This is a genomic window from Affinirhizobium helianthi (assembly GCF_042680945.1).
GTDB classification, from domain to species: domain Bacteria; phylum Pseudomonadota; class Alphaproteobacteria; order Rhizobiales; family Rhizobiaceae; genus Neorhizobium; species Neorhizobium helianthi.
This window is the reverse complement of record NZ_JBHUEQ010000032.1, coordinates 161,846-188,764: the sequence shown is the minus strand read 5'-3', so window position 1 is coordinate 188,764 and position 26,919 is coordinate 161,846. Positions and strand designations below refer to the sequence as shown.

The 26,919-nt window shown below is 54.2% G+C and carries 23 protein-coding genes; 12 read left to right on the top strand and 11 right to left on the bottom strand.

Going from position 1 to position 26,919, the window contains the following annotated elements:
* Positions 1–189: 189 nt before the first annotated feature.
* Genes lhpI through ACFSE1_RS17555 form a run of 4 tightly spaced genes read left to right on the top strand, consistent with a single transcriptional unit; the run spans position 190 to position 5,559 of the window.
* Entirely contained in the window at positions 190–1,137 is a 948-nt protein-coding gene (gene lhpI / locus ACFSE1_RS17570; protein ID WP_377404272.1) for a bifunctional Delta(1)-pyrroline-2-carboxylate/Delta(1)-piperideine-2-carboxylate reductase, read from the top strand.
* Between the two features lie 6 nt (positions 1,138–1,143).
* On the top strand, positions 1,144–3,606 hold the full coding sequence (gene hrpB, locus ACFSE1_RS17565) for an ATP-dependent helicase HrpB (RefSeq protein ID WP_377404269.1): 2,463 nt from the start codon (positions 1,144–1,146) through the stop codon (positions 3,604–3,606).
* A 2-nt stretch (positions 3,607–3,608) separates the two neighbouring features.
* Entirely contained in the window at positions 3,609–4,919 is a 1,311-nt protein-coding gene (locus tag ACFSE1_RS17560; protein ID WP_377404266.1) for an ActS/PrrB/RegB family redox-sensitive histidine kinase, read from the top strand.
* Positions 4,920–4,977: 58 nt separating this feature from the next.
* Positions 4,978–5,559, top strand: a complete 582-nt coding sequence (locus ACFSE1_RS17555) for an ActR/PrrA/RegA family redox response regulator transcription factor (RefSeq protein WP_377404263.1) — start codon at positions 4,978–4,980, stop codon at positions 5,557–5,559.
* Positions 5,560–5,579: 20 nt separating this feature from the next.
* Here ACFSE1_RS17555 and ACFSE1_RS17550 read toward each other — a convergent pair whose 3' ends face one another.
* The 3 genes from ACFSE1_RS17550 to wecB all read right to left on the bottom strand — a co-directional run bounded on the left by ACFSE1_RS17550 (position 5,580) and on the right by wecB (position 9,096).
* Positions 5,580–6,071 carry an MmcB family DNA repair protein gene (locus tag ACFSE1_RS17550; protein ID WP_377404260.1) on the bottom strand — a complete coding sequence of 164 codons (492 nt, stop codon included), beginning with the start codon at positions 6,069–6,071 and terminating at the stop codon, positions 5,580–5,582.
* 672 nt (positions 6,072–6,743) lie between these two features.
* Entirely contained in the window at positions 6,744–7,985 is a 1,242-nt protein-coding gene (gene wecC, locus ACFSE1_RS17545) for a UDP-N-acetyl-D-mannosamine dehydrogenase (RefSeq protein ID WP_377404257.1), read from the bottom strand.
* Positions 7,969–9,096 carry a non-hydrolyzing UDP-N-acetylglucosamine 2-epimerase gene (wecB, locus tag ACFSE1_RS17540; protein WP_377404254.1) on the bottom strand — a complete coding sequence of 376 codons (1,128 nt, stop codon included), beginning with the start codon at positions 9,094–9,096 and terminating at the stop codon, positions 7,969–7,971. The genes wecC and wecB overlap by 17 nt, the downstream gene beginning before the upstream one ends.
* A 261-nt stretch (positions 9,097–9,357) precedes the next feature.
* Between wecB and rfbB the strand changes: the two genes are divergently transcribed.
* Genes rfbB through rfbC form a run of 4 tightly spaced genes read left to right on the top strand, consistent with a single transcriptional unit; the run spans position 9,358 to position 12,737 of the window.
* Positions 9,358–10,413, top strand: a complete 1,056-nt coding sequence (rfbB, locus tag ACFSE1_RS17535) for a dTDP-glucose 4,6-dehydratase (RefSeq protein WP_377404251.1) — start codon at positions 9,358–9,360, stop codon at positions 10,411–10,413.
* Positions 10,410–11,318 (top strand): dTDP-4-dehydrorhamnose reductase, encoded by a 909-nt coding sequence (gene rfbD, locus ACFSE1_RS17530; protein ID WP_377404248.1) that lies wholly within the window; start codon positions 10,410–10,412, stop codon positions 11,316–11,318. The genes rfbB and rfbD overlap by 4 nt, the downstream gene beginning before the upstream one ends.
* A complete protein-coding gene (gene rfbA, locus ACFSE1_RS17525) occupies positions 11,308–12,192 on the top strand; it encodes a glucose-1-phosphate thymidylyltransferase RfbA (RefSeq protein ID WP_377404245.1) in 885 nt (294 codons plus the stop codon). Before rfbD ends, rfbA begins: the two co-directional genes overlap by 11 nt.
* Positions 12,189–12,737, top strand: a complete 549-nt coding sequence (gene rfbC, locus ACFSE1_RS17520; RefSeq protein ID WP_377404242.1) for a dTDP-4-dehydrorhamnose 3,5-epimerase — start codon at positions 12,189–12,191, stop codon at positions 12,735–12,737. Before rfbA ends, rfbC begins: the two co-directional genes overlap by 4 nt.
* A 127-nt stretch (positions 12,738–12,864) precedes the next feature.
* On the opposite strand, the gene ACFSE1_RS17515 is transcribed toward rfbC, so the two are convergent.
* The 8 genes from ACFSE1_RS17515 to ACFSE1_RS17480 form a co-directional block, all read right to left on the bottom strand.
* Positions 12,865–14,043 (bottom strand): DegT/DnrJ/EryC1/StrS family aminotransferase, encoded by a 1,179-nt coding sequence (locus ACFSE1_RS17515; RefSeq protein WP_377404240.1) that lies wholly within the window; start codon positions 14,041–14,043, stop codon positions 12,865–12,867.
* Between the two features lie 3 nt (positions 14,044–14,046).
* Positions 14,047–14,670 carry an acetyltransferase gene (locus tag ACFSE1_RS17510; RefSeq protein WP_377404237.1) on the bottom strand — a complete coding sequence of 208 codons (624 nt, stop codon included), beginning with the start codon at positions 14,668–14,670 and terminating at the stop codon, positions 14,047–14,049.
* Positions 14,667–15,251, bottom strand: a complete 585-nt coding sequence (locus ACFSE1_RS17505) for a sugar transferase (RefSeq protein ID WP_377404234.1) — start codon at positions 15,249–15,251, stop codon at positions 14,667–14,669. The genes ACFSE1_RS17510 and ACFSE1_RS17505 overlap by 4 nt, the downstream gene beginning before the upstream one ends.
* Positions 15,248–16,786, bottom strand: a complete 1,539-nt coding sequence (locus tag ACFSE1_RS17500) for a hypothetical protein (protein ID WP_377404231.1) — start codon at positions 16,784–16,786, stop codon at positions 15,248–15,250. The genes ACFSE1_RS17505 and ACFSE1_RS17500 overlap by 4 nt, the downstream gene beginning before the upstream one ends.
* 757 nt (positions 16,787–17,543) lie before the next feature.
* Complete coding sequence (locus tag ACFSE1_RS17495) at positions 17,544–18,224, bottom strand: L,D-transpeptidase (protein WP_377404228.1); 681 nt, start codon at positions 18,222–18,224, stop codon at positions 17,544–17,546.
* Positions 18,225–18,683: 459 nt separating this feature from the next.
* Complete coding sequence (locus ACFSE1_RS17490; RefSeq protein ID WP_377404225.1) at positions 18,684–20,096, bottom strand: oligosaccharide flippase family protein; 1,413 nt, start codon at positions 20,094–20,096, stop codon at positions 18,684–18,686.
* 125 nt (positions 20,097–20,221) lie between these two features.
* A complete protein-coding gene (locus ACFSE1_RS17485) occupies positions 20,222–21,145 on the bottom strand; it encodes a methyltransferase domain-containing protein (RefSeq protein WP_377404222.1) in 924 nt (307 codons plus the stop codon).
* A 260-nt stretch (positions 21,146–21,405) separates the two neighbouring features.
* The gene (locus ACFSE1_RS17480) at positions 21,406–22,221 is read right to left on the bottom strand and encodes a glycosyltransferase family 2 protein (RefSeq protein ID WP_377404219.1); all 816 of its coding nucleotides are present in this window, start codon (positions 22,219–22,221) and stop codon (positions 21,406–21,408) included.
* A 353-nt stretch (positions 22,222–22,574) separates the two neighbouring features.
* Between ACFSE1_RS17480 and ACFSE1_RS17475 the strand changes: the two genes are divergently transcribed.
* The 4 genes from ACFSE1_RS17475 to ACFSE1_RS17460 are packed head-to-tail and all read left to right on the top strand — an operon-like array spanning position 22,575 to position 26,833.
* Positions 22,575–23,708 carry an N-acetyl sugar amidotransferase gene (locus ACFSE1_RS17475; RefSeq protein ID WP_377404216.1) on the top strand — a complete coding sequence of 378 codons (1,134 nt, stop codon included), beginning with the start codon at positions 22,575–22,577 and terminating at the stop codon, positions 23,706–23,708.
* Positions 23,705–24,319, top strand: a complete 615-nt coding sequence (gene hisH / locus ACFSE1_RS17470) for an imidazole glycerol phosphate synthase subunit HisH (protein ID WP_377404213.1) — start codon at positions 23,705–23,707, stop codon at positions 24,317–24,319. Before ACFSE1_RS17475 ends, hisH begins: the two co-directional genes overlap by 4 nt.
* Positions 24,320–24,321: 2 nt before the next feature.
* On the top strand, positions 24,322–25,077 hold the full coding sequence (locus tag ACFSE1_RS17465; protein WP_377404210.1) for an AglZ/HisF2 family acetamidino modification protein: 756 nt from the start codon (positions 24,322–24,324) through the stop codon (positions 25,075–25,077).
* Positions 25,067–26,833 (top strand): family 78 glycoside hydrolase catalytic domain, encoded by a 1,767-nt coding sequence (locus ACFSE1_RS17460; RefSeq protein WP_377404207.1) that lies wholly within the window; start codon positions 25,067–25,069, stop codon positions 26,831–26,833. The genes ACFSE1_RS17465 and ACFSE1_RS17460 overlap by 11 nt, the downstream gene beginning before the upstream one ends.
* The last annotated feature ends 86 nt before the right edge of the window (positions 26,834–26,919 follow it).

Here is a 26,919-nt window from a genome sequence, read left to right as displayed (position 1 = left end):
CTTCCGGTTCTCACCAGAACGAGAAACTTCGTCGCTAGCAGCGCCGCCGCCCTCGTCAGTGAGCGGATGTATAGATCTGCCTTCGGATCGAGTCAACAGCCTTTTTTAAAAATCTGTCATTTTTCTCTTCGCCGGTTCCGTCAGGGGGCGCGCATGGCTAAGGTTTGCCAGCTTTGCAGGAGTTTGAGCATGCTTGTCCTTGATGAGAATATGACGCGGGCTGCGTTGCCCTTTCCGGATTTGATTGGCGCGATCGGCGCCATGTTCGCCAGCGATTGCATCACACCTTTGCGTCACCATCATCAAATGGAGGTTCCTGGCGAAGCGGATGCCACGCTTCTGTTGATGCCTTGCTGGCAGCCAGGCACCTATGCGGGCGTGAAGATACTGAATCTCTTTCCCGACAATTATAGACGCTCCCTTTCGACGATAATCGGCCAGTATCTTCTATCCTCTGCGAAAACAGGGGAAATGCTGGCACTGATCGAGGGGGGAGAGCTCACCGCACGCAGAACCGCTGCGACATCAGCCTTGGCGTCGCGGTTCCTGTCACGAGAAGACGCAAGCCATATGGTTATGGTGGGTACAGGAAGGCTTGCACTCAATCTTATAGAGGCGCACGCGACGGTGCGGCCTCTGAAGCGCATCAGTGTCTGGGGCCGGGACACGAATAAAGCTGCGCGTCTGGTAGAGCAGATCGTCGCTCTTGGACTGTCGGCACATGTTGCGGAGGATCTTTCTGCCGCCTGTTCCGATGCAGATATCATCGCGTGCGCAACCCTCTCGGATCAACCACTTGTCCGCGGCGATTGGTTGAAGGAAGGGGTACACCTGGATCTGGTTGGCGCCTTCAAGCCGACGATGCGCGAAAGCGATGATACAGCGATCCGCAGATCGCGGGTCTTTGTCGATACCTTTCAGGGGGCGACATATGAGGGGGGCGACATCGTTATTCCGCTCCAGACCGGCGTGCTGCAGGAAGCAGATATTCAAGCGGAACTTCGGCAGCTGGTCACGGGAGAGCGCAAGGGCCGGCAATCCTCTGATGAGATAACGCTGTTCAAGTCGGTTGGCGCTGCGCTGGAAGACCTGGCGGGTGCTATTCTGGCTTACGAGACCGTCCGAGCTCAAGTTTGAAACCCGATGCGGGACATTCCTATGCCGGATCTGCCGGTCACTGCCGTTCTGCCCGATATGGGCGAAGCGCTCGGCGGCACAAATCGCCTCGTCCTCTCAGCGCCGCCCGGCGCGGGCAAAACCACGCTTGTTCCTCTTTTCCTGCTTCGGCAGCGCTGGTGCGAGGGACGAATCATCCTGCTGGAACCCAGGCGCCTTGCTGCCAGAGCGGCAGCAGCGCGCATGGCCTCTCTTTTGGGAGAGGATGTCGGACGGACCGTCGGCTACAGAATGCGTCTGGATAACCGCATTTCTGGTGCAACGCGGATTGAGGTAGTCACTGAGGGTGTCTTTGCCCGCATGATTCTCGACGATCCGGAGCTCAGCGGCATCTCCGCAATCCTTTTCGATGAATTCCACGAGCGTTCGCTGGATGCCGATTTCGGCCTGGCGCTCGCTTTGGATACACAATCAGCCCTGCGAGAAGATTTGCGCATCGTCGTCATGTCCGCAACACTCGATGTTGATCGCATCGGGCAGCTGATGGATCAGGCACAGGTCGTGCGCAGCGAGGGACGCGCATTCCCGATCGATCTTCGCTACCGGGATCGAGGGCCGCAAGAGCGCATCGAAGACAGTGTCTCCCGGGCCGTGCTGGATGTGCTCGATACGGAGAAGGGATCGGTACTCGCCTTTTTGCCCGGACAGGCAGAAATCCGTCGCACAGCGGAAAGGCTGGCTTCCGCTTTGCCGGATGATGTGATCCTCGCACCGCTTTATGGCGCGCTTTCCCAACGCGATCAGGATCTGGCGATAAAACCCACGCCAGCGGGCAAGCGCAAGGTGGTTTTGGCAACGTCGATCGCCGAAACGTCCATTACCATTGAAGGCGTCAGGGTTGTCATTGATAGCGGCCTCCAGCGCTTGCCTGTCTATGAACCCTCAACCGGGATCACAAGGCTGGAAACCGTGCGGGTGTCTCGCGCCTCGGCCGACCAAAGGGCAGGACGTGCGGGACGAACAGAACCCGGAATTGCCATCCGGCTCTGGCACTCCGGTCAGACCGCCTCCCTGCCCGCCTTCACGCCGCCTGAAATCCTCGCAACGGACCTGGCCGGCTTTGCGCTCGACCTCGCTCATTGGGGCGTACGCGATCCAGCCGACCTGAATTTTCTTGATCAACCGCCGCCCGCAGCTTTGGCGGAAGCCCGCCAGCTGCTACGAATGATGGGAGCCCTGGATGACCAGGACAGCCTGACACCGTTCGGCAGGCGCATCCGCGACCTTGCTCTGCCTCCCCGACTGGCAGCCATGGTCATAAAAGGGGCGGAACAGGGGCAGGCGCTCGACGCTGCCCGCCTTGCCATTCTGATGACGGAACAGGGCCTCGGAGGCAGCGACATCGATCTGGATGCACGGCTGCGCCAATTCGCTTATGAGAAAGGCGAGCGCGCGGAAGCCGCTCGCGGTCTGGCGCGCCGCATTGCGGATTCGGCGGGCGCAGCCATTGCTCGGAATGCGCCGTTCACCGCAGGACAACTGCTTCTTCATGCCTATCCGGATAGAGTGGCCCTCCAGCGAGGCGCACGCGGTCGCTATGTCATGGCCAATGGCAGAGGCGCGGAAGTTGCGGAAACAGAACGGTTGGCCACCGCGCGCTATCTGGTTATTGCGGATTTGACTGGGCGGGCAGCGCAGGGCCGAATTCTTGCAGCAGCCGAAGTGACAAGGCAAGACATTGAGCGCGAACTGGATCACGCGATCCAACAGGGGCAGGAGAGCTTCTTTGAGCCGCAAAGCGGACAAGTTCGTGCCCGCTCCGTCATCCGGCTCGGGTCGCTGGTATTGGAAGAATCTCCCCTTCCACGGCCGACAGGGGCAGCGGCGGCACAAGGGCTGGCCGATGGCGTCCGACACTTGGGCCTGGGTTCACTCCCTTTCTCCAAGGAGGCGGAGCAATTGCGGGAACGCATCGGCTTTCTGCACAGAAAGCTCGGCGAGCCTTGGCCGTCGATGGATGACGAGAGCCTTATCGCCGGGCTTGATGATTGGTTTGTTCCCTTTCAGAATGGCCGCACCAGCTTGGCCAGCATCGAGTCCGGCAGCCTTATTGAGGGCCTGAGGACGCTGATCCCGTTGGAGCTACGCCATGATCTTGCGCGTCTGGCGCCCACTCATTTCGATGCACCGACCGGGCAGCGCCACCCGATTCGCTATGATGGGGAGGAACCCGTATTGACCATTCGCGTGCAGGAGCTGTTCGGCTTGAAAACACATCCCTCTGTCGCCGGTGGCAAATTGCCGCTCCTGCTGGAGTTGACTTCCCCGGCACATAGGCCAATCCAGACAACGCGCGATCTTCCGGGCTTCTGGGCAGGTTCATGGAAAGACGTGCGCGCCGATATGCGCGGTCGTTATCCCAAGCACCCGTGGCCGGAAGATCCGGCCAATGCGGCACCCACGCACAGAGCCAAGCCAAGAGGTACCTGACAATGGAAACCACCTCCATCCGCCACGTCCGCTTTGGCCGCAGCAATCGCAGCCTGCGGCTTCAGACACTCATCTGGCTCCGGTGGTTGGCGGTGGCAGGACAAACACTGACTGTTTTCATCGTAGCAGTCGTTCTGCATTTCCAGATGCCGGTGTTCGAGGCCAGCCTGCTCATCGTGGCGCTGGCTCTGGTAAACCTTGTTCTGGCACTCCGCTATCCCCCTACCCACCGGCTTCAGCCAGGGGCGGCTCTGGTGCTGCTGGGGTTCGACCTTCTACAGATGGGGAGCCTGCTGTTTATTACGGGTGGACTGGCAAATCCATTTGCTTCCCTGCTCTGTGTGCCCGTCATTATCTCTTTCGCTTCGCTTCCGCTGCGCCATTCGCTGTGCCTTCTTGCCTTTGCAATGATCTGCACGACTGCCCTTTCAACGACACCCTATCCCGTCCCCTGGCAGGAAGGGGAGGTCCTGGTGGTCCACCCTGTTCTGCAGCTCGGCTTCTGGTGCGCCATCGTTTCCATGATGGTCTTTGCGGCCTTTTATGCCTATCGCGTTTCCATGGAAGCCACTCTTCTTGCGGATGCGCTTGCCGCAACGGAACTGGTACTGGAGCGGGAAAAGCACCTGTCGCAGCTGGATGGACTGGCTGCGGCAGCCGCGCATGAGCTGGGAACGCCTCTCGCAACTATCAGCGTTGTCGCCAAGGAAATGGAGCGCGAGCTTAAGGACGACGAGAAGTTCGGCGAAGATGTGGCCCTTCTCAGAAGCCAGAGCGAACGCTGCCGCGATATTTTGCGCAGGCTGACATCTCTCTCCGCAGAAGGAGAGGACCATCTCAGGCGTCTGCCGCTGTCTTCACTCATGGAAGAAGTCATTGCGCCGCACAGGCAGTTTGGCATCGAACTTGTACTCGTGGAAAAAGGCGACCGATCCAGCGAACCGATCGGAGCGCGCAATGCGGCCATTATGTACGGCCTTGGAAACCTGATCGAAAATGCAGTCGATTTTGCCCGGCATACCGTCACTATTACGGTCGAGCATACGCCCGCCATTGTATCCATTACGATTGAAGATGATGGAAGCGGGTTTGCACCGGATGTTTTAACCCATATCGGCGAACCCTATATGTCTTCCAGAAGCCGTCAGGATGAACGCGCGGGCGGTCTGGGGCTGGGTTTGTTCATTGCCAAGACGCTTCTGGAGCGTTCTGGCGCGCAGCTGACCTTCACGAACCGTGCAACCGGCACAAGCGGCGCGAAGATCACAATCGTCTGGCCGCGCCATGTGATGGATTTGACGGACAGCGTTTGAGCTAGATCACGTTCCGGCACGTATAAGCGTGAGAGGTACGTTCAAAGGAGAATGGAAGATGGGTATCGACAATATGGAGGCGCTTGAGCAGACGGATTCCGAACCGGGCGTCGGACCGGACCCTTCGCTGCTCATTGTTGATGACGATGTACCGTTTCTGCGGCGGCTTGCACGTGCAATGGAAAGCAGAGGCTTTCAGGTGGATGTCGCCGAATCAGTTGCGGAAGGCATCGCCAAGGCCAAGGCAAATCCCCCGAAATTCGCCGTGGTCGATCTTCGTCTGGGAGACGGTAACGGTCTCGATATCATCGAAGCGATCCGCAGCAGCCGCGAAGATACGCGCGTCATCGTTCTCACAGGATACGGAAACATTGCAACGGCGGTAACGGCGGTAAAGCTTGGAGCCGTGGACTACCTCTCGAAACCCGCCGACGCCGATGATGTGTTTGCTGCACTGACACAGCGTCCGGGGGAAAAGGCAGATGTGCCCGAAAACCCCATGTCGGCCGATCGGGTTCGTTGGGAGCATATCCAGCGTGTCTACGAGATGTGTGAGAGAAACGTGTCGGAGACGGCGCGCCGGCTCAACATGCATCGCCGCACACTTCAGCGCATTCTCGCTAAACGGGCGCCGCGCTGACCATATAAGACGAGAGGCGCTCAGCCCATATCTTCAAAGCTGCGGCCCGTCGCCCATTCTGCGGCAAGAAGTCTTTGCGCTGACGTGCGGGCAAAAGCGAGTGTGACGCTCTTGCGCGTTGCGGGAGAGAGCTTCGTTTCCGGTGCCTCACGGATAAGATGTGCACCATACCCGTCGGAGACCAGAAGCCCGCACTCCTGCGGAAAGATCTCCAGCGGCACCTCAGCATGAGTTGCAAACAAGAAGCGATCGCTAAAATCTCGGTAGTCCGGCCACTTCTTGTCCGTCCGAAAATCCTCGATGGAGGTCTTGATTTCAATGATCCAGATCTCTCCCTTGGGGGAGAGGCTGATGAGATCGGCACGGCGGCCATTGGCCAGGGCCAATTCAGGCAGAACGGCATGGCGCATCTCGTTCAGCAGGATTTGCACCCCCCGACGTACCATCATTGCCCGTTGCGATTGGCGTCCATCGATGAGTGGGTTCGAAGCCCCAATATTCACAAGCGTCATGAAACCTCATCCCGCATTCGCTTCACTGTCCGCCCCAAGAGGGCCGAACCCCGTACCGCACTCCTATATGTCCTTTAGCGGCTGATTTAGTTAGGCTGCAGCTTCAAATTTTGTCAGATCTCAGTCTTTGCCAAGCCTATCCTACATGGAGAGGAGCAGTCGATTCGCCGATGTTTCAGGATGTGAACTGCTCGCCAAGGCTAGAGTACGCGTTTTGATCAAGCGGGTTTTGAAACTCATTATCTGTGGTTTTGCGCAGAGTGTATTTTGCGTTGACGGTCGGCTTGAAGTAGCTGGCGGCGAAGGCTGGTTAAGAACGCGTGGCGGACGGTGGCTTATGGGTTCGAGTCCTGACGAAGTGATGCGCAGACACGCGCACGTGCAGGGGCGTCGCAGATTTCACGGCGCTTCGAAAACCACGGGACGCATTTTTTCGGCACCGTATAGTTTCCACGGCGCATCAAAAACGTAATTTATGCATCGCCGGACGCTGAAAAAATCTCCGGCGATGTTAAGGATGTATCCAACTCGTCAACATGGGGGTGAAAAGCATCAAACCAATGTTTGCGCATCGCATGAATGATTTCACGCCCTATGTCATCTGGCTTGTCTCACACCATTTCAGCAAAATGATGGATCCGTCACCCAGAGTCTGCGGCTTGACTTCTGCGCTTAGCGTACCAAACCCACTGGGTCGATGAGCCGTTTTTTGGCGTACACTTTATCGCGTTCTGCAAAGAATTCCTTGTGGCCCACAAGAACCGCCACCACTTCTGCTTCTGTCAACGCCTCATCGAGCGGAAGCAGGCGGACCGGCCTTGCCTCGTAAGCCGGTGGAACCTCGGCGATATTCGGCTCAACAACAATGATGTCCGAGAAGCCTTGATCCAGCAGATGGTCTAGAATTTCAAGCGACGGACTCTCGCGCAGGTCGTCAATATTCGGCTTATAGGACAAGCCTAGCAAAGCGATCTTGGTCGAAGGTTTTGCAGCAGCGGTCGCAATCTTCTCTGCCACCACTTTGGTCTTCGCATGATTGGTCTCACGGGCCATACGCATGATGCGTGCCGTGTTGGGTGCCTGATCGATGATGAACCAGGGATCAACTGCTATGCAATGGCCGCCGACACCGGCGCCGGGTTGCAAAATGTTTACACGCGGATGCAGATTCGCAGCGCGAATTACAGACCAGACATCTATATCTAGCTCGTCGCAGATCATCGACAGTTCATTGGCAAAGGCAATATTAACGTCACGGAACGCGTTTTCCGTAAGCTTTGACATCTCAGCAGCGCGGGCGTGAGCAACGATCATCTCGCCTTTGACGAAGAAACGATAAAGTTCCAGTGCGCGATTGGAGCTGCGCTGGTCAAGTCCGCCCAGCACGCGCGCATTGTTTACCAGTTCCTCGAGTGTGGCACCCGGCAGAATGCGCTCAGGGCAGTAAGCCATCAGCACGTCTGCCTCTTCAGGCGCCTGATGTGGAAACACCAGATCTGGACGCGCCTGCGCCAGCTGTCGGGACGCCCGTTCTGTTGTCCCGACCGTCGATGTCGACTCAATGATTACGATATCGCCCTTTTTCAGTAAGGGTGCGATTGACGCGCAGGCATTATCGACAAGCGTCATGTTCGGGGTCATATCTGCGTTAACTGGGGTCGGCACTGCTATAACAAAAGCGTCAGCTTCAGCAGGCTTAGTCGCTGCATGAAGTCGCTTGGCTGCCACCATGTCATGAACGAGGATATCTAGATCCCGTTCGTAAATGTGGATGCGACCATCATTGATTGTGCGAACGACGTCCTCATTCACATCAACGCCGAGAACCTCAAGTCCGGATCGCGCAAAGGTCGCCGCAGTCGGCAGACCTACATATCCCAGACCAATGACGGCGACCTTACGAAGCGGATGCATTTTTCAGAATATCCTCTGCAATTTTAAGGGAGGCAGTGCCGTCTCCAAAGGGGTTATGAACACGCGACATGGCACTATAGGCTGCTTCGTCCAGCAGCAACTTTCGAGTTTCCTCAACGATGCGTTCAGCATTTGCGCCGACAAGGCGGGCAACACCAGCGTCTATCGCCTCACGTCGCTCACTGGTTTCCCGCATGATCAGAACGGGTGTGCCAAACGAAGGAGCTTCTTCCTGAATCCCCCCGGAGTCGGTCAGGATTAGGTCGCTCTTATCCATCAAATAGATAAACTCATCATAAGCGAGCGGCTCCAATAAGCGGACGTTGGAAGCCGATCCCAGAATGCGTTTGACAGGCTCACGCACATTGGGATTGAGGTGAACCGGATAGACAACATCAGCATCTGTGCTGTCGGCGATCTCACGAATGGCCAAGCAAATCTCTTCAAAGCCTTTGCCAAAACTTTCGCGCCGATGTCCGGTAACAAGGACCAGCTTCTTGACCGGATTGATCCAATCAAACACGCTAGCCATCTTCTCGCGAAGCGCAGCTTCAGTCTGGAGACGGTTGCGCATGAAAAGCAGAGCGTCAACGACTGGGTTGCCTGTTTCAATGATATCGCTATCCGACACGCCTTCACGGCGCAGATTCTCGCTTGCGAGCCTGGTTGGTGTGTAGTGGCGCTTCGCCATGATACCGATGATACGGCGATTTGCCTCTTCCGGCCAGGGCTGCCCCATATCGCCCGTTCTCAAACCAGCCTCGACATGACCAACCGGAACATGACGGTAAAACGCAGCAAGCGCACCCACCATCGCCGTTGTGGTATCCCCCTGCACCAGAACCATATCGGGCTTCTGCTCTTCAAAGACAGGTTGAAGAGCCATCATGAGGTCCGCGGTGAGTCCCTCAAGCGTCTGACCCGGCTTCATAACATTCAGGTCAATATCAGGGGTAATACCGAATACTTCCATGACGGAAAGAGCCATCGCACGATGCTGGCCAGTAAAGCAGACTATAGGAGTGATTCCTGGCGTATTTCTGAGCACGGAAATCACAGGCGCCATCTTAATGGCTTCTGGACGAGTTCCGAATAAAATAAGTACGCGCACGCGTTCACTCCTGTCTGTCGCCGCAAGCGGGCCCTTCTATAGGCAGAAATGTCAATGACAACAGGCCACACACTTGTCAACGCTGCATCGAGCTCGGTTGTAGTTTCACAGGCAGTATTGTCGGCTCCAGAAGCATCAGAGTGTTGGGGCTTGGCCTGCCAGAAGGGCTGCTATATAGGTCCATCTAAGAGACTGACAGCGCCACTGGCTCAGCAAAGGGCCAGAATGCGTGTTTAAAACCTGAATTATGAGCAATTAACCATGACGATCCTGGTAACTGGTGGCGCTGGCTTCATTGGAGCCAATTTCATTCTGGACTGGTTGAAACACGAAGGCGAAGCTGTCGTTAATCTCGACAGGCTGACTTATGCGGGCAACCTAGACAACCTTGCCTCACTCGGCGGTGATAATCGCCATCATTTCGTCAAGGGTGATATAGAAGATCAATCCGCCATCGCAGACCTTTTGCAGCGTCACGAAGTTCGGGCAATTCTCAATTTTGCTGCAGAAACTCATGTTGACAGGTCTATCAGCGGGCCTGGAGCGTTTGTGCAGACCAACGTGGTTGGAACATTCCGCATCCTTGAGGCGGCGCGACACTATTGGCAGTCATTGTCCGGAACTGCCCGCGATAACTTCCGGTTTCTTCATGTTTCAACGGACGAGGTCTATGGATCTTTGGAACCGGACGATGCTCCTTTCTCCGAAACGCATCCTTACCGGCCCAACAGCCCTTATGCAGCGAGCAAGGCTTCGTCCGATCATTTAGTCCGCGCCTATGGCGCAACCTACGGGCTGCCGATCCTGGTAACCAATTGCTCAAACAATTATGGCCCATTCCAGTTTCCCGAGAAGCTTATTCCCCTCGTTATCCATAATGCGCTCAAAGGCAAGGAACTGCCCGTATACGGGGACGGAGCCCAGGTTCGTGACTGGCTCTACGTTGGCGATCACTGCTCAGCCCTCCGCCTCGTCTTGGCGAAAGGTAGCGTGGGTGAAACTTACAATATCGGCGGCAGAAACGAGCGTCAAAACATTGACGTCGTACGAGCAATATGTTCGACGCTCGATGAATGGCGACCAAAGGTTGATGGTAATTACGCGAGCCAGATTGCCTTCGTGCGTGACAGACCGGGTCATGACCGCCGCTACAGCATTGATGCCACCAAACTCGAAAACGAACTTGGTTGGCGGGCGCAAGAAAACTTCGATAGCGGCTTGCGCAAAACAATCCGCTGGTATCTCGATAACCCCCAATGGGTGGAGCGTGTGACCAGCGGTACATATCGCGAATGGATAGCCGAGCAATACGCATGAAGGCTTTGCTGTTTGGAAAGAACGGACAGGTGGGCGCTGCGATAAACCGCGCCTTTCCTCCGAGTTGGGATCTGATCAGTCTTGACCGTCGTGAAGCACCATTGGATGATCTCCGAGGTCTCCGTGAGATTCTGGCATCAGAAAAGCCGGATATAATCATTAATGCAGCTGCCTATACTGCGGTGGACAAGGCAGAAGCAGAGCCGGAATTGGCTGGAATCATCAATCGGGACGCTCCAGCTCTGATGGCAGATTTCGCTCAGCAGACGGGTGCATGGTTGGTCCACTACTCGACAGACTATGTCTATGATGGACGCAACCCATACGCATATGTAGAAAGTGACGCGCCCAATCCGTTGAGCGTCTATGGCCGCACTAAGCTGGAGGGTGATCTGGCGATAGCAGCCTCCGACTGCCGTCATCTAATCTTTCGAGTATCCTGGGTCTACGCTAGCGGCCACAGGAACTTTCCTCAGACGATTCTCAACTTGGCCCTAGAACGCGCAACACTGAATGTGGTGGGAGATCAGATCGGCGCTCCTACCGACGCAAAATTTATTGCTGATGTTACCGTAAAGGCCGCCCAACGTATCGTCGACGACCCTGAAGCCGACAGACTGAGCGGCCTGTATCATCTTTCACCATCTGGAGAGATCGATCGAGCAGGGCTCGCCCGCTTCATTGTAGGGGAGGCGGCAGCGGCCGGAGCGAAACTGGCTTTGTCTGCGGATGACATAAAGGCCATATCCACAGCAGACTATCCCCAGCCTGCTGCGCGCCCACTCAATTCGAGGCTGGATGTCAGCCGTCTTACAAACGCTTTCCTGGTCAATGCGCCAGACTGGCGTGAAGCCATGCGAGCCTGGATCGCAAGCGCTATCGGAGGAAGCAAACGTGACACGTAAGGGTATCATTCTGGCCGGAGGTTCCGGCACCCGCTTGTGGCCGGCAACCATCGCAGTCTCCAAGCAGCTGCTGGCGATTTATGACAAGCCCATGATTTACTATCCGCTATCGACGCTCATGCTGGCGGGAATTCGGGATATTCTGGTCATCTCAACTCCCCAAGATACGCCTCGTTTTGAGCAGCTGCTGGGTGACGGATCGCGCTGGGGCATCTCTATCCAATATGCCGTACAGCCCAGTCCGGACGGACTCGCGCAGGCATTTCTAATCGGCGAGGAATTCATCAATGACTCGCCGGTAACGCTTATTCTCGGCGATAACCTCTACTTTGGCCACGATCTGCCAGCGCTGCTTAAACAGGCAGGCAATCGTGAAGAGGGGGCGACGGTGTTTGCTTATCACGTGCAGGACCCGGAGCGCTATGGCGTGGCAGAATTCGATTCGGCAGGGAATGTGCTCTCTATCGAGGAAAAACCCGCCAAGCCAAAATCCAGTTTTGCTGTCACGGGCCTCTACTTTTATGACAGCAAAGTTGTCGAATACGCCAAGTCGCTCGCTCCCTCGCCGCGCGGTGAGCTGGAGATCACCGACCTAAACCGGATTTACCTCGATAACACATCACTGAAAGTCGAACTCATGGGGCGCGGCTTTGCTTGGTTGGATACCGGCACTCACGATGCCATGTTGGAAGCGAATCAGTTTATCGCGACGATAGAGCATCGTCAGGGCCTGAAGGTAGCGTGCCCGGAGGAAATCGCCTGGCGCAGCGGCTGGATCAGCAATCATGCAATGCTGGCGCTGGCGGAAGCTCTTGGTAAGAGCGGTTATGGCCAGTATTTGAAACGCATTCTCGGCGAGAGGACCCTGCCTTGAAGTTTGAGCGCCTTGCAATCCCAGATGTTGTGCTTTTTGAACCAAAAGCCTTCTCAGATGATCGAGGACTATTTTTCGAGAGTTTCAATCAACGCGCATTTGATGCCGCAGTTGGTGGTCGCGTGGCTTTTTTGCAAGACAATCACTCAGTATCCCGCAAGAACGTCATTCGCGGGCTGCATTATCAGTTACCACCACACGCCCAGGGCAAGCTCGTTCGTGTCGTGCGAGGCGCGGCTTATGACGTCGCTGTTGATATACGCAGGAGTTCACCAACCTTCGGCAAATGGGTGGGAGCATTGCTTTCAGCAGAAAATCGCTGCCAACTGTGGCTGCCCGCTGGTTTTGCCCACGGATTTGTATCGCTAGAGGACGATACAGAATTTCTCTACAAGACGACAGATTTCTACGATCAGGGAAGTGAGCGGTCTATCCGGTGGGATGATCCTGATCTTGCGATCCACTGGCCTGTGAGCGGTGCGCCGATTATCAGCTCAAAGGACAGCACAGCGTCAAGCTTCCGACAGGCAGAAGTCTTCGACTGATAAAGGAATGAACTGAATATAATTTGTGCAGTGCTTATGCACTCGGCAACGCACACAAGAGTATCTCTAGTTGAGATCACGTCCAGCAAAACTGCCTCAGCACTTTACTGGACGTGACATCCGTTAGTTAGGCTGTCGCAAGAGTGCAGACCTCATCGATCGTCCGGCAGGCTTTGGTAACTTGGTCGTCGGTAATGGTAGGGTGCGTCAGGAAGGCGATGCTCGTTTCACCGAGTTCTCTTGCTACAGGAAGTCGTTGTAGAGGCCGCCATTGGGTGTCATCGAACGCATGCTCCAGGTAAATCTCAGACGCAGAACCATGCATACAGGGCACTCCGCGATCATTTATCTCCTGAATGATGCGGTCGCGGCTCCAGCCACTGGCCAAGGCGTTTGGTTCCACAAAGCTGTAGAATCGGTAATAGGCATGCTTGACGTCACCCACAGGGGCAGGAGTTCTCAGTAACTGGCTGTGACGGCGGCAAATATGCATAAGCGAGTCCGCGATCTGGTTGCGTCTTGCGACCCACGCATCCATCTGCCGCAATTGAAACAGACCAATAGCCGCCTGCATTTCCAGCATTCGCCAATTCGTGCCAAAGGTATCATGCACAAGACGCGGCCCCGGTGGGTGGGCGCGGTTATAGACACCGTCCCAACTCTTACCGTGATCCTTGTAAGACCACATTGCAGACCAGAGCTGCGGGTCGTTGGTTGTAACCATCCCGCCCTCTCCGCCGGTCGACATAATCTTGTCTTGGCAGAAGGACCATGCGCCGACATGTCCGATAGAGCCTACACTTCTTCCTTTGTAACGGGCACCGTGGGCCTGGGCGCAGTCTTCGATGACGAAGAGGCCACGTTCATTAGCAAGCTCGATTATTGGATCCATGTCGCACGGCTGGCCTGCCAGATGCACAGGAATAATGGCTTTAGTACGCGGCGTTATAACGGAACGAATCGTGTCCGCGGTGATGTTCTGCGAATCTCGATCCACGTCTGCGAAAACTGGAACAGCCCCAGCAACAACGACAGTTGATACAGATGCCATGAAACTCCGGGGAGTGACGACTACTTCATCGCCCGGTCCCACGCCGAGCACTTTTAGAGCCACATCAAGGGCTAATGTTCCGTTGGATAGCGCAACCGCATGGTTCGTTCCGCACCATAGGGCAAATTCTTTCTCGAACTCTCGGCAAAGATTGCCAGTCCAGTAATTTACGCGACCGGAGCGCATGACGTCGGCTACAGCGGTAACCTCCTCTTCGCTGAAGCTAGGCCACGGGGCAAAAGGCGAGTTCAACATATCTCAAGTCCTGGAACGGGCGGGAACACCAACGGCGACAATATCGTCGGGCAGATCGGATACCACGGCAGCACCTGCGCCGACAACCGTACCGCTACCGATGCGCACACCCTGCTTGACAGAAGCACCGACCCCGATCCAGGCATTGGCACCGATTTCGACTGATCCGGCAACATTTGCGCCTGGAGCCACATGCACACCAGGCCCAAGATCGCAATCGTGATCCACCGTGGCGCCCGTATTGACAATCCCGCCGCGACCGATCCTCGCTCCAACATTAACAACGGCGCCGGCAGCGATCAGACATCCTTCAGCAAGAGAAGCGCGCGAACTGACCCAGGCGCGAGGATGGATCACGGTGGCCACAGGCGCTCCTCGTTCCAGCAAGCGATCAAGAATCGACAGGCGCGTCTTTCCGTTCCCTATGCCTACTGCAATACCGCTGTAACGGTGGAGAGTAGCCATCAAATCTTCAAGGGAACCAAGCACCGGCCATTGAAGAGTGGATAAAAGCTGCGGGAATCGGTCATCGAAAAAAACGACCTCACCCCATCCGCATTCAAGGGCAGCGTCTGCTATGACGCGTCCGTGCCCACCAGCACCGACGATGGCAAGAATCTGGCTCACCCCTCAAAGCGCTCCGCCGTGACGCTTCCTTCTGCGCTAACGCCCTCCCGGCGCAATACCATGACCACTGTCCGAAACAGGATGCGCAGATCCAGCCAAAGGCTATGGTTTTCGACGTACCAAACGTCCAGTTGGAACTTTTCTTCCCAAGAGACTGCATTTCGGCCGTTTACCTGAGCCCAACCCGTCAGCCCGGGCCGCATCTCATGCCGACGCCGCTGCTCCTCGGTGTATAAAGGCAAATACTCCATGAGAAGCGGCCGCGGTCCAACCAGACTCATGTCTCCCTTGAGAACATTCAGCAACTCAGGCAACTCATCTAGGCTGGTGGAACGCAGCCGTTGACCAAAGGCTGGAAGACGCTCCGCGTCCGGGAGCAACACTCCTGCAGCATCACGAGCATCCGTCATGCTCCGAAACTTGATCAGTTGAAAGGGTTTCCCGCGAAGACCCGGCCTCACTTGCCTAAAGAACACCGGCGACCCAAGCTTAACGCGCACTAAAACCGCGACCAAGATAATCAAAGGCACCCAGAGTGGGGCTGTAATCAGCACTAAAAAAACATCGAAGATACGCTTCACTTGTTTCCCTCAACACCATGTGTTCGCCAAAACCGCCCCGGCAGAACACCGATGCGACCGCCGTAGCGGTCCACATAACCTATGAAGGCCAACATTACAAAGGTAGCCAAGCCCGAAGCAATAACACTGCTCCATATAAAAAGGCTTATGATATAGGATGTATAAAGGTAACCAGCAAAGAGAACATACACTGCTGCTGAAAGCGCGCTTCTTTCGCTCAACAGCAAGCCCCTGTATACGACGTTCATGCCCAAGCCAAAGACGGCCAATACGAAAAGAGAGCCGATTTTTGTGAAATCGTAAATCAAGCCCCGAAAAAACGTATAGATATTCGTCTGCAGAATTCCAGGACGGAGAAAATATTCTCCGTAATAACCCTCAGGCAAGGAACGGAAATAATTACTATTGAGGTACTTCCCGGCAGCCATGAAGGTCCAAAACCCGTAGGTCGGGCCTTCCGGATTACGGTACAATTCTACAGCATCCGGCCTATTCCATTGAAATCGCGTCTCCTTATCGCGACCGGATAGCGCGCTGTCCTTATCGGAATGATCATACCAAGAGGAGAACGCGAAGAGATGACCAAAGGCATATGAACGGACATAGAATGCGAGTTTACCGTTGGCCTGGGTCGCTTGCTCGACTTCCTCAGCGGCAGGGGCAGGCTCGCCGGTTGGCGCCATAGTTGACGCTACAACATTTGCCACAGCACTTGTTTGCCTTTCTCCGCAAACATCCGCTAGCCGATTTGCCATCGCAAGACCAATTGCGCCGCCGACCACCAACAGAATGATAGGCGCCGAAAGCACGGACCTCCAAGTCAGGAGCGCTGTGCTGCCATTGCGGATGCGGCCAACGACCACTGCTCCGTAGAAAAAGGCAAGCGTGAGAAATACCGTCCCCTTGTCCGCATAAACCGCAATCGAATACAGGGAGGGGAGCATACAGAGAAAGACCATAAAGGCGCTAAATAAATAGCTTCTTCGATTAGCTACGAGGAGCCCTGCAAGCGCACTCGCGACATAGTTTAGAATGACCGCCACTTGGGATAGAATAAAGGGCTTAACCGCCCCACTGTAACGGTAACCGAGATACTGACAGCCTATCGCGTAGGGATCAAAGAGGAAATCACGCAACGAGAAACCCTGGTACGCAACGTTCGCCATCATACAGACCAGAACGCCCCCCTGCATGAGAAGGAACAACACAGGCGCAGTGTATCCAGATAAGAATGGACTAACAGCCGCGCCGCCAGCACGGGAAGCCACCGCAGCAAGGGGGCGCTTCCATTCAAGAAAGAACGTTGAAAAGCCAAATGCCACAACCGCTGCGGCAATATAGCTGATCGCAGGCACCGATGGCTTGATCTCTGGCACAAACAGCACAGGCATCAGCGTCATAATGCCCCAGAATAGGGCAAAAACAACAGAGGGGTTAGACCAAGCCCCACACTTCATTCGCAAAATAAATGCAAATAAAATCACGCCTGCACAAATAAGATAGGCTATAATCACAGCATCAGGAGACACCACCATTTTCTACAATCTCTCCGCCGCCAGACTTCAACTCACACTTAATGTGTCTATAAATTCGTCGCCAATGCAGTTTTATATTATAAAAATCTAATATATTTAAATATTTGGAAAAATAATCCTTCCTTCTCACTATTTATATCAAGAAGGTGGACTGCAGATACCACAATAAATTCGCTATAACTAAGCACGTCCAGATACACGCCGACGCAACATGGCAAATTCTTTAACGTGAATTGATTATAAAAATAACGAAAAGGCTCCTATATCACCAACGCCCTGCGATAGAAAAGTAGGTTATTAAATTTCAATCTATGAATGTATAAACATGGTCATCGCACACTTCGCAGCCCCTCCTCATATTCAGTCAGAGGCTTGACTTGCTGAATTACGCTGGACCTCGGTCACGCCAGAGGGGCGAGTTCCAATTCAGGTCCATGATTAGCCGCACCCTTGGAACTACTTGCCTCTCCATCTCGGGTTCCGAGGGGCTTAGTGATCGCCTTCAACAGATGCTGACGAGAAGATGGCAGTCATAGTGGGAGGCTGAGGTCTTTCTATTTATAGCCGTCCAAACAGCAATGGATGCGCAATAATGGTCCGACATCCCGTTGTAGGAATGTCGAGAAGGCGGGCTGTTGCGTCTCGCCAATGAAGCCGCGTGATTGCGGCGAGATTATGCAAGTGTGTTGAACGACCAAGGTTTGGGTCAGTTGGGCAGCACGGCATCCACCGTGCTGCCATAAATCACTGCTGCAATCTATTGAATAACAACGACCTTGGTTGCACGACCCGGGCGAACGCGATTGTAGAGATCGATGACATCTTGGTTCATCAAGCGGATGCAACCAGATGAGGCAGCGGTGCCGATGGAAGCCCATTCTGGTGTGCCATGGAGACGGAAAAGCGTGTCCTGACCCTTTTCGTTGAAAAGGTACATTGCGCGCGCACCCAGCGGGTTATGTGGACCTGGCTGCATGCCTTTCTCGACATATTGCGCAACGTCCGGACGACGTACAGCCATTTCCTTGGGCGGGTGCCACATCGGCCATTCCTGTTTCCAAGCAACATAGGCTTCGCCAGACCAGGCAAAGCCCTGCTTGCCAACGCCTATGCCGTAGCGGACAGCCTTTCCGTTCGGCAGGATGTAATAGAGGAAGCGCTCCCGCGTATTGACGATGATCGTGCCAGGACGCTCCTTTGTGTCGAAATCCACGATCTGGCGCTGGAACTTCTTGTCCACCCGATTGATCGGTATGGCTGGAAGCGCATAGCCCGCATCCGTCACGGCACCATAAGCATCCGTGAAAATCTGGTTTGTTTCGGTGCGAACGGCAGCAACCTTGGTTTCTGGATTCGTGCTGGAGGATGTCGTGGAGCAGCCGGCCAAGGCAAGAATGGAAACCAGGCCGGATGCGATCATGCTGGTGCGGATGCGCATGGATTTCTCTTGGACTAGGAGTGGTGTATCGGGGCGTTGAAAGCCGCCTCTGATTGAGGTTTATTGGCGTTATGCCAAGCTTGGCAAGGCCAAGCAGAGGGTGAAATCTTCGCGGTTGCACAAATGAAATAAGGCATGGCCTTTTTGCAACATCTGGCGGGGGCAGCTTGTGCAAGGAACGGTTCAGTAACACTCGGAGTTAGTTCGTCTGAGCAACTAGATCATTAAGCCAGTCCATATTCGCCTCTGACATGTCACTTTGGCCAGCGCCGCAAGCTAGTGCGACACCGATCCAATCTGATAGAGCGAAAATTGGCCGCGGCATTCTCATCTTGCCCACCAATAACTTTGCCATCAGCCGGTTGAATTTTGGCGCCACTGCAATCACATGCAAGTTAAAAACCGAACGTGTTGGCTGGACTAGCCGAAGCCTATGTAGCGCTAAAAGAAGCTCTATTATCATCGTGCGGTCGGCAGATTTCCTACGGACCAATAGCGTCTGACAATGAGCGCAAGCAAAAGAGATTCCGAAAAAACAAAGCAGACAGCGGAGGCGAGCGATCCCATATGAGGAATCAATATCAGGTTTAGGCCAATACTAGCCCCTGCGGTCATCAGCAGGGAAAGAAGCAGATAAGTCCGTGCGCCAAGGGCGTTGAGGCCAGCAATGCCCAACATGAAGACACCTACTCCCGGGATAACAGAGAGCGACATGACAAGCGTCAGGTGAAAGACCACATCAATGTCGTGAACTTTTTGCAGGGCAGGCAGGTAGGGATGCAAAAGCAGATATCCGGCCGCACCGATGCCAATTATCAAGCCCGCAAAAGCCATCTGTGGTAAAGTAAGCACCGCTATCCGTTTCAAAGCGACAAAAGATGGCCTTCCCTCGTCCTTCGCTACAGCCAGCGCACGGGGGAAAAAGAATTGATTCAAAGGCCGCATTGCGGCCTGTAGGGCTTTCGTCAGCTTCTCTGCTAGGGAGTATGACGCAATTCCAGCCGCTGGCACGCCCAAGATGCTCAAGATCAACACGTTCGTATCTCGGTACAGCCCTGTCGAAATGCCGCTCAAGAAAACCTCTTTGCCGTGCCAGATCATTGCGATCAGTTGTTTGCGTGGCGGCGGTCTGAATTGGATACCAAACCGGAAAATGGAATAGGAAAGGGCGCCAATCGCTCCAGCAACGTACCACCCACCCAAAATGAAAGGCAGCAAAATGGCGTGCTCCTCTGAACGGATAAACAGAAAAACCGTTGCAAGAGCCGCGATACGGCTAAGAGTTACAAAAACGGCAAGCGGCAAATTGTGCTCAAGTCCCTGGAAAAGCCAGTTGGGTTGCAACGCATAAGACAGACTAACGAGTGACCACCCCAGAACTAACAACCGCAAATCCGGGTACAGTAATGTAAGAACAATCTGCAGCATAAGAAGACCTGAGCAGTAAAAGCAGAGACGCAGAATAATTATAGCTACAAAAATCTCCGCAATCGCCTCACTGTCCTTTTCGGGTTTCAACCCGACAACCGCAGCAACGCCATCTACTTCGAAACTGTAGAGCACGAAGGACAGCAAGAACAACGTGATCGCCTCAGCAACGACGATTTCAGCAAAACTGTTCTGCCCCACAACTGCCAACACGAAGGGATAAGCGATCAATGGAGCGAAGGCATTGAACGCCTGGATAGAGACCAGCGAGGCAAAGTTTGTCAGGGCTCCCAAAGACGGTAAATATCTCCGCGCCGGGCGAACGGAGGGGCGTTTAGGTGTTAACCTCATCTGATCTCGCTGTCCTTGTTGCCTGGCCTCTTTATGCCGATTTGCGCGCATTGGGCGGATCCCGTGCAAATTTGAAGCACCATCGACGTACAACAGAAGACACCTGTTGAACTCGCGTGCGCCGGGTTTCTCCTCATCAAGGCTTATTTTGCCAACCTTGAAGTGGCGTAACCTGGGTATCTCATCATGAAGACGCAGGGTCTCGGTTTATCTCTGGTTCAGTCAAGCCAGGCTGGTTTTCGCAAAACGACAAAGATTTCGTTGCCAGCTCTCAATTTCCGCTGTAGATGCCGCGGCGGAATGGTAACGAACTGGAAGAGGTTTGCGATCAGCCTAACCAATTTTGACGATGAACGGGCATATTTCCCAGCGGTTGCCATCGCATCCTCGTCACGAATGGCGCGCAACATTCCGCTGAATACGCGAGCCCAGCCCCCCGCGCTTTCCGGAGTTGTTTCGTAGACCATCCTCCATCCGACACTTTCACAGGCCAATTGGAGTGATCGGGGCGAGAAGATATGGAGGTGCGCAGCGTCAAAATTCGGTCCCAGTTTTGGAACGGCCCTCTGCTCCCAAGAAAGCGAATTCGGTGTGGCAATGAAAGCCAAGCCGCCAGGACGGACGATTTCATAGGCTTTTATAAGATGCGCGAGCGGATTCTGAACATGTTCAATGACATGAAATGAGCAAAAGGAATCGAATAACACTGCGCCGAAATCATGGATTTCGAACTCAGCATTGACGATTGCCACACCGAGACGGTGAGAAAGCTGCTCCGCCAAAGTCGCGGAATGCTCCACTCCTGTGACTGGATGTCCACGTTCTGATAGCCATTTCAAGACATGGCCGGCACCGGGTCCGACCTCAACAACATCAGCCCCTCTCTCCAGGAACTTATCGAAAACACGGTGCCGCTCCTTCATAATTTCCCATTCAAAAATAGAAGGGCGGTCATCCAAAAGAATCGACTCGCCTCCGTAGTAGTGATTCTGAGCCTCCAGAAAGCTCTCCCCATCTCTCTGCTTGTCAGATCTAATGAAGTTATGCCCGCATGTTTCGCATGCATAATAAGTTGGCCGCTTCCCCAGTAGTCTGATCGCAAGATCACGCCCCCCGCAGATCGGGCATTGTGGATTTTCCATCAGATTTCAACTCCAGGGGCTGGCAAAATTTGCAAACGCATGCCAGTCAAAAATCATTGGGCACCCTCCAAGCAGCCTGGAAGCCACACCCGGCCGAGAATGAGCGATCTGCCAAGAACGTCAAGGAAGACAGACTCTTCAGCATTTTCTCAGTCTCTCTTCGATGCGGGTTCTGGCACTGTCACCTCCTGGATCGCTCCACTACCACGCTCCAATCAGAAGCGGCGCGTTTATTGACTATACGAGTGTAACGCTGCCGCTCAAAAGACCTTCACATAGCGGCGATACACACGATGCGCACTCCTGGCAAACTCCCAGCGCCGGCGACTTGGCATGCTGCCAAGCGTACCATGCCAAAGATGACGGAGGGAAACACGGGGATCGTAGTAAACAGAAAATCCCTTGTCACTCAACTGCTTGCTGAGGAAGAACTCTTCCGACATCAGGAATGTGGGTGCCCACAACTCATCGAATAACTCGAAAAACAGTGGACTTAATATGTATACAGATCCGTGGCCCTGATAAATCTCCCGCGCGGTCTCCCATTGCAGCTCATCCGACCGGTCGGATATACTGCGAAATTGTTTTGCCAACGCATGAACAAGTAAACCAATATGATAGTTGCTGTAGTAAAGATCGTAAAATATCTCACGAATCTTAGAAATATGTGAGATGACATGCGGATTTTGATGATGGCCGTCCATAGTCACGATATCAGGCGATATCACCGGATACTTCTGAAGCTCTGGGGTGATTGCTTCAAGCTTGTCACAGAAATCACTTGGGAACTCGAGGTCGTTATTCCCGACGACCATCCATTTCAAATCCGGTCTCTTCTGCCTCAAGAACCTAATGCCCGCATTGAGACCAGCAAAATATCCCAGGTTTTCCTCAAGGCAAAGAACAGTCGTTTTCTCGTCCTCACACACCTTGATCGCGCGCACTTCATCAGCTGAAGAAGCATTGTCAACGATAACTATATAAATATCGTGACCTTCAATCTCACGTAGAGTGCGAACCGCGTTCTGAGTGACCGCGCTACCGTTAAAGTTCGTGCACACGTACCCCAAGTTCATACAAGTAAATCCCTTGTCTCGCTCTACTGCGCGCCACTGCAGGGCTGCGTCCGTGTAGTGGCCATCCTTCCGCTGCAACGGGAAGGACAATGTTCATTTCTGATCTATGCGCATCGGCTTGGTTTTCCGTCAACCTGTAATCTCTCGTCCCTAATGGAAACGACGGTATCGAACGCACAGTCGACCATAAGCTCGTTTGCAATGGCTAAGAGTTGCTCAGGTGAAACCCCGTTTCCGCAACCGGATTGGGACCTGTCAGAATCCGGTAATTACCACTAGTATCTTGACCCGATGCTCCAAAATATGTTCAACGCATCCATCAATTCCCGTCCTCCGAGCAAGTGAATTCTCCCATGCGACCCTATATGATTTGCACAAACTGCGTGATGGACACCAGCGACAGCGCGATCGAATTCGATGCAGATGGCGTTTGCGATCATTGCAGGTCTTTTAAAGGCGACGTAGCTCCGCATTGGCATCCGGACGACAAAGGAAAGGCGATCTTCCGTAGTCTGGTGGAGAAGATCCACGAGTCCGGCAAGGGGAAGCCTTTCGACTCCATCATCGGTCTCAGCGGCGGTCTCGACAGCTCCTACCTGTTGCATTTGGCTGTGACCGAATTTGGCATGCGCCCACTCGTTTTCCATGTTGACGGAGGCTGGAATACGGACATCGCCGTTAACAACATCCAGATGCTGGTGGAGAAGCTTGGTCTTGATCTCTACACAGAAGTGATCAACTGGGAGGAAATGCGTGATTTCCAGCTCGCCTTCTTCAAGTCGGGCGTGCCTCACCTGGACATTCCTCAGGACCACGCATTCATCGCGACGCTTTACCATTTTGCGAACAAACACAATATCAAATACATTCTCAACGGTGGTAACTTTGCCACCGAATGTGTTCGCAATCCGCTTGAATGGCTCTACTATGGCACGGACATGGCCCAACTAAGGGACATTCATAAGCGTTTCGGCACCCGCGAGCTAAAGACCTATCCATTCTCCAGCATCCTGTTCCACAAAGTGTATTTGCGTTACATTCGCGGTCTTCAAGTTGTTAAGCCGTTGAACTACCTGCCATATACGAAGCAGATCGCAACCGAGACGCTGGAAAAAGTATATGGCTGGAAAGCCTATCCTCAGAAGCACTTCGAGTCGCGCTTTACTCGGTTCTACGAGGGGTATTGGCTGCCGACGCGCTTTGGCTACGACACGCGGCGCGTTCAGTATTCAAGCCTTATCCTTACTGGGCAAATGACGCGCGAAGAAGCCCTATCGCGGCTTGAGAAACCTGCCTACGATCCGGAAACGATTGACGAAGAATTCGAATACATCGCGACGAAGCTTGGCATTACGCCTGAAGAACTGCGTGGCTACCACGAAATGCCGTTGAAGACGTACAAGGATTACGCCAATCGACAGTGGATGTTTGACCTTGGAGCTCGTGCACTCAAGGCTCTCGGCGTGGAAAGAGCAGTTAAGCGATGATTGGCATTGTGGATTACGGCTCAGGCAATATCGCTGCCATCGCCAACATTTACAAGCATTTGAGAGTACCCTGCCTGGCCTCTGGCGACCCAGAATTGCTTGCGAAAGCTGATCGTTACATCCTGCCTGGCGTTGGTGCCTTCGACACGGTCATGAATGATCTAAGCAAGCTTGGCATCATCGATATGCTGAACGATGAGGTTATCCGCAAAGGCAAGATGGCCATGGGCATCTGCGTGGGCATGCAGATCCTAGCGGGTTCCAGCGAGGAGGGAGCTGGCAGCGGCCTTGGATGGATACCTGGGCGAGTAAGGCGGATAGATGCATCGCGACTTAACCGGGCGCCAAAGCTTCCCCACATGGGCTGGAATTCGATAAGGCCCGCTGATGGGCAACCTATCTTCGCAGACGTGGACGCTGATCGCGGCTTCTACTTCCTTCACAGCTATTACTTCGATGCTGAAAGCACTGATGATGTCATTGCCACAGTCAGCTATGGTCGTGAACTGGCGTGCGGCGTACGGCGAAAGAATGTTTTTGGTTTCCAGTTCCACCCTGAAAAAAGCCACGGAAACGGGCTCGCAATCTTCAAGAATTTCGCGGAGATTTGACCATGCTTCGTTCCCGGATTATTCCCTGCTTGCTCATTCATGACGGTGGATTGAACAAAACCGAAAGGTTCAAGCCCGGAAAGTATGTCGGCGACCCTCTGAACGCCGTAAAAATCTTTAACGAAAAGCAGGTTGATGAGCTTGTTCTCATCGACATTGATGCAACCTCAAAGCGTCGCGAGCCAGATTTTGCTAGGCTTCGGTCCATCGCCATAGAATCACGCATGCCGCTTTGTTACGGTGGTGGCGTGACGACAGCTGAACAGGCCGCACGTATTATCTCATTAGGTTTTGAGAAGGTTTCAGTGAGCGCCGCCGCGCTAGAACGACCAAATCTCATTCGGGAAATGGCAACGGCCATCGGCAGTCAGAGTGTGGTTGTCACGATTGACGTCAAAAAGGGCGGCCTGTTTTCAGGTGAAAACATCCTCACCCACAACGGAACCCGAAAGCACAAGATCAGCGTAACTGACTGGATCAAGCAAGCAAGCCTATTGGGCGCAGGCGAAATCGTGGTCAATTCCATAGATCGGGACGGCACCATGTCCGGTTATGATCTGGATCTGGCTAAACGGGCAAGATCTGCGACGGACCTCCCCATGACCTTTATGGGCGGCGCAGGATCGGTGGCGGATATGGAAGCGCTTATAAATACTGTTGGTGTTTGTGGGGCGGCCGCAGGCAGTCTTTTCGTTTTCAAGGGGGCGTTCAAGGCAGTGCTGATTAACTATGAAAGGCCCAAGCAACTTGTCGCCTGATCCTGCTAGGCCGGGTGTAGGTCGTCGCGTTATTCTTGCAGGCCTTGCAGCGGCAGCGATCGGAATTGGAACCGGTTCACTTTACCTTTTAGGAAGGCGATCCGGAGCCTTAAAAACGCGTGTTATCGATCCGGTATCACAAGCTTCCACCGGGGGCATTCTTCGGTATGACTTCGGCAAGGTCTGGTTTGGCAACGTGACGCTAAATCCTCGCCTGCCCGTAGGAACGCGGCTGATATTGCGACTGGGCGAAAAGCTTAGCGAGGATGGCCGGATAGACCGCACGCCGCCCGGAACGGTACGTTATCATGAAACCGAAGTCACTGTCTCGGGACACCCCATTAGACCGCCTCTTACTGCAGCGGACCTGCGCGGCATGGAGGACTATGGCCGGGCAGTGATGCCATTCCGCTATGTCGAGATTGAAAACACCGGACAGAAACTGGAGCCCTTTCCGCTCTCGCTGGAGGCTTCGGTGGATAAGAGCTATACACGGACCGGAAAGATCAACTTTTCTGGTGCGGGCGACATATCTGTTCAACTAAACCGGCTGATGGAACTTGGGCTCCACACAATGGAAGCCACCAGCTTCATGGGCATCTTTGTGGATGGAGACCGTGAACGCCTGGCTTATGAGGCCGATTGTTTCATCAATCAGTTAGGTTGGTACGTGGCAACTGCTGATCCAACCGTACCCCGTCGCACACTCAAGGCCTTGCTTGCTAAGCCAACCTGGCCGTCCGAGTGGATGGTCCATATGATTTTCATTGCGTGGGCCGACTACAGGATGACCGGTGACAAGGATTATCTTGCAAGCATCATCAATCGGTTGGAAATCTTCTCGCTGGCTCAGTTTATTGATGACAGCGGGCTTGTGACAACTTCGACGGAAGCGCTTAATAAAGATTTTGTAAAGTCGGTTGGCGCTGATTATCTCGAAGACATCGTCGATTGGCCTCGCGCCGAGCGCGACGGATACGAGATGGTTCCTTACAATACCGTTGTGAATGCGTTTGTATTCGAGGGGCAAAGGAGACTCGCGGAGCTCTATGCAGCCCTTGGTCGCGACCGCCAGGCAGAAGAATGCCGTAAAACAGCAGATGGCCTACGGCGTGCGATAATCGACAAGCTCATTGATCCGCAGGATGGCGTCTTCGTGGATGGCTTGGGTTCGTCACACAAATCAGCACACGCAAGCTTCATACCGCTCTCATTTGGCCTAACTCCCCCCGACCGGATACCGCAGGCCATCAGTCACATCGCGTCACGGATCAAGGCCAACGAGAATGGTTTCCCGTGTTCCGTCTACGCGGCACAATATCTGCTGGACGGGCTTTTCGAAGCTGGCGAGGGCGAGCTTGCCCTTCAGCTCATGCTGAACCCCGGACGACGCGGCTGGCTGAACATGCTGGATGCCCATAATGCAACAGTCACCCACGAAGCCTGGGACTTGGCCTTCAAGGAAAACATTGACTGGACTCACGCCTGGGGTGCCGCGTTCCTGAACGTCCTGCAGAGAAGGGTACTTGGCGTTCGTGCTCTTCAGCCAGGCTGGCATGAATGGACGCTTCAGCCGTCACTTCCTGAGACTTTGTCTATTGATGCTGCGGTTCCTACGCCGATGGGCCTTATCCGCATCAAACTGGATGGTGATGCCCGTCGCTACTTCATTGACTCACCGGCTGGCGCCAAGTTCATTGAACCGGCTGATGGCTTCGGCTCCTGGCAACTTGCGTCTCTCAACTACCACAGCTAATGCGAAGTTCGTAGCTGGCAAGTCCAAGCGCATAAAGCGCATCCGGCACGGCTTGCATTTCGAACCGCTACGCATAAGAACTCCGT

Bases quoted from the DNA above. Each gene is read 5' to 3' on its own strand.
- lhpI (WP_377404272.1), top strand. From the start codon at position 190: ATGCTTGTCCTTGATGAGAATATGACGCGGGCTGCGTTGCCCTTTCCG.
- hrpB (WP_377404269.1), top strand. From the start codon at position 1,144: ATGCGGGACATTCCTATGCCGGATCTGCCGGTCACTGCCGTTCTGCCC.
- ACFSE1_RS17560 (WP_377404266.1), top strand. From the start codon at position 3,609: ATGGAAACCACCTCCATCCGCCACGTCCGCTTTGGCCGCAGCAATCGC.
- ACFSE1_RS17555 (WP_377404263.1), top strand. From the start codon at position 4,978: ATGGGTATCGACAATATGGAGGCGCTTGAGCAGACGGATTCCGAACCG.
- ACFSE1_RS17550 (WP_377404260.1), bottom strand. From the start codon at position 6,071: ATGACGCTTGTGAATATTGGGGCTTCGAACCCACTCATCGATGGACGC.
- wecC (WP_377404257.1), bottom strand. From the start codon at position 7,985: ATGCATCCGCTTCGTAAGGTCGCCGTCATTGGTCTGGGATATGTAGGT.
- rfbB (WP_377404251.1), top strand. From the start codon at position 9,358: ATGACGATCCTGGTAACTGGTGGCGCTGGCTTCATTGGAGCCAATTTC.
- rfbD (WP_377404248.1), top strand. From the start codon at position 10,410: ATGAAGGCTTTGCTGTTTGGAAAGAACGGACAGGTGGGCGCTGCGATA.
- ACFSE1_RS17515 (WP_377404240.1), bottom strand. From the start codon at position 14,043: ATGTTGAACTCGCCTTTTGCCCCGTGGCCTAGCTTCAGCGAAGAGGAG.
- ACFSE1_RS17500 (WP_377404231.1), bottom strand. From the start codon at position 16,786: ATGGTGGTGTCTCCTGATGCTGTGATTATAGCCTATCTTATTTGTGCA.
- ACFSE1_RS17495 (WP_377404228.1), bottom strand. From the start codon at position 18,224: ATGCGCATCCGCACCAGCATGATCGCATCCGGCCTGGTTTCCATTCTT.
- ACFSE1_RS17485 (WP_377404222.1), bottom strand. From the start codon at position 21,145: ATGGAAAATCCACAATGCCCGATCTGCGGGGGGCGTGATCTTGCGATC.
- ACFSE1_RS17480 (WP_377404219.1), bottom strand. From the start codon at position 22,221: ATGAACTTGGGGTACGTGTGCACGAACTTTAACGGTAGCGCGGTCACT.
- ACFSE1_RS17475 (WP_377404216.1), top strand. From the start codon at position 22,575: ATGCGACCCTATATGATTTGCACAAACTGCGTGATGGACACCAGCGAC.
- hisH (WP_377404213.1), top strand. From the start codon at position 23,705: ATGATTGGCATTGTGGATTACGGCTCAGGCAATATCGCTGCCATCGCC.
- ACFSE1_RS17465 (WP_377404210.1), top strand. From the start codon at position 24,322: ATGCTTCGTTCCCGGATTATTCCCTGCTTGCTCATTCATGACGGTGGA.